Annotated in this window: 3 protein-coding genes; 2 read left to right on the plus strand and 1 reads right to left on the minus strand. The window is 66.7% G+C overall.

From position 1 onward, the window contains the following. The first annotated feature begins 185 nt into the window (after positions 1-185). Positions 186-980 carry a class I SAM-dependent methyltransferase gene (locus ACFVJQ_RS45850; protein WP_385516581.1) on the plus strand — a complete coding sequence of 265 codons (795 nt, stop codon included), beginning with the start codon at positions 186-188 and terminating at the stop codon, positions 978-980. A 104-nt stretch (positions 981-1,084) separates the two neighbouring features. On the opposite strand, the gene tnpA is transcribed toward ACFVJQ_RS45850, so the two are convergent. Next, a complete protein-coding gene (gene tnpA / locus ACFVJQ_RS45855; RefSeq protein ID WP_385791935.1) occupies positions 1,085-1,501 on the minus strand; it encodes an IS200/IS605 family transposase in 417 nt (138 codons plus the stop codon). Positions 1,502-1,529: 28 nt separating this feature from the next. On the opposite strand from tnpA, the gene ACFVJQ_RS45860 reads away from it, so the two are divergent. Beyond that, on the plus strand, positions 1,530-2,152 hold a 623-nt coding region (locus ACFVJQ_RS45860), incomplete at its 3' end, for an RNA-guided endonuclease InsQ/TnpB family protein (protein ID WP_385791937.1).

Raw genomic sequence — 2,152 nt, forward strand, 5'->3', positions numbered from 1 at the left:
CGCGTGATGCTGGTCCGGGCTGGTCTCAACCCGGCTGATGCTGATCGTGTAAGACCTGACCGCACGCCGTGCGGCCAGGCAGCCTGAGTCAGGAACCTCCTTCCCGAGCACAAGCGAAGAAAGGAGAGGATTCAAACCACTACAGCACCCGCACACGCACACACCACCGCGGGAGGTGGAGCACCATGCACGACGGGCAGTTCCCCCGGGGCGGCCCCGGCGCCCCATGGTGGGACCGTCTGTACGAAACCGACCGAGCCGAGTGGATCGACTTCATCGACCACCCCGATCCCCGGCTGGCGGAAAGGGCCCGCAGGGGACTGCGCGAGCTGGACCGCTTCCAGCGCGCGTCACTGGCCTACCGCACGTTCAGCCGACTGGCCCTGGCAGAGGCCGGCCAGCAGCGTGAGCCCCGCATCCTCGAACTCGGAGCAGGCCGGGGCCACCTCGCTGAACAGCTCCTGCGCGACCACCCCACCGCACACGTCACCGTCAGCGACATCAGCACCGACTCCGTCCAGGCATTCCGTACCGGCCCTCTGGGCAACCACCCACGGGTCACCACACGCGTCATCGACGCCACTGCCATCGACGCCCCCGACCACACCTGGGACGTGGCCGTCTTCACCATGTCCCTGCACCACCTGCAACCAGCTCAGGTACGCATGGTGCTCCGCGAAGGCACCCGAGCCGCACACCGCCTGCTCATCATCGACGCCTGGCGGCACCCGGCATACCTGGCCATCGTCCCGCTGCTGCTCCTCCTCGGCGGGGCCGCAGCCGCACACGACGGCACGATCAGCCTGCGCAAGGCCTACAGCCCGTCCGCACTGCACGCCCTCGCAGACGACTGCGGCGCACCAGTGCACCTGCACTGCAGGTTCCACCTCCCCGGCTACCTGGTGGCCTCCGCCAGCCGCAGCGCACAACAGTCGCCCGGCGACACCGCAGTCACCACAGCACAAAACCGAGACGATTGAGCTGGCACGCCGATGCGCAGTCGGCTTCTTACCGGGACTCTTGCAGAAAGCCCCGGCGTTCACGCCGGGGATGAATGCATCTCAAGACTGCTCTGACGTGCACTTTAGAGCGGACGTTTTTGCTGCTCGATGTACTGGCGGACGATCGCCAACGGTGCTCCGCCGCACGACGCGGAGAAATACGAGGGCGACCACAGGTGCCCGTGCATGATGGCGCGGTTGATCCGGCCGGTGAACTCCTGCCGTATCCGGCGAGCGGAGACGCCCTTGAGGCTGTTGACCAGCTTCGAGAAGGCGACCTTGGGCGGGTAGTGCACCAGGAGATGGACGTGATCGCGTTCGCCGTTGAACTCCTTCAGCTCCGCCTCGAAGTCCTCGCACACCTTGCGCATGATCTCTTCGCAGCGCGTGAGCATCTCGTCGTTGAACACCCCGCGCCGGTACTTCGTCACGAAGACCAAGTGCACGTGCAGAGCCGAAACGACGTGCCTGCCACGCCTGTAGTCGTTCTGCTCATCCATAAAGATCAATCGCAGTAGGGTCTCGGTCATGCGGCTCCGCTACAACTACCGGGCCTACCCGGACGCCACCCAGCGCCGGGCGCTGGCAAGGGCGTTCGGGTGCGCCCGCGTGGTGTGGAACGACTGCCTGCGCGACCGCAAGGAAGCGCACGCGGCGGGGCTGCCGTACGTGAAGTCGGCCGAGCTGTCCCGGCTTCGCATCACCCAGGCCAAGCGCACCGGGGAACGCGCCTGGCTCGCCGACGTGTCAGCGGTCGTCCTGCAACAGTCCCTGCGGGACCTGGACACCGCCTACCAGAACTTCTTCGACAGCCTGGGGGGCAAGCGGCAGGGCCGCAAGGTCGGGCCGCCCCGCTACAAGTCGAAGAAAGACACCCGGCAGTCGATCCGCCTCAACACCAACGCCTTCTCCCTGAAGGACGACGGCACGGTGTACGTGGCCAAGGTCGGCAACCTCAAGGTCAAGTGGTCCCGCCGGCTTCCGGCCGCGCCCACGTCCCTGACCGTCACCAAGGACAGCTCCGGCCGGTACTTCCTCAGCTTCGTCGTGGACACCGAGCCGGACACCCTCCCCGAACTGGACACCGACACCGGTATCGACCTCGGCCTGTCCGCCTTCGCGGTCCTCTCCGACGGGACGAAGATCAGCGC

The sequence above is a fragment of the Streptomyces sp. NPDC127197 genome, from assembly GCF_042672405.1.
GTDB classification, from domain to species: Bacteria; Actinomycetota; Actinomycetes; order Streptomycetales; family Streptomycetaceae; genus Streptomyces; species Streptomyces flavusporus.

What these genes read in the sequence shown, in the direction of transcription:
- ACFVJQ_RS45850 (WP_385516581.1), top strand. Translation starts at nt 186, where the DNA reads ATGCACGACGGGCAGTTCCCCCGGGGCGGCCCCGGCGCCCCATGGTGG.
- tnpA (WP_385791935.1), bottom strand. Translation starts at nt 1,501, where the DNA reads ATGGATGAGCAGAACGACTACAGGCGTGGCAGGCACGTCGTTTCGGCT.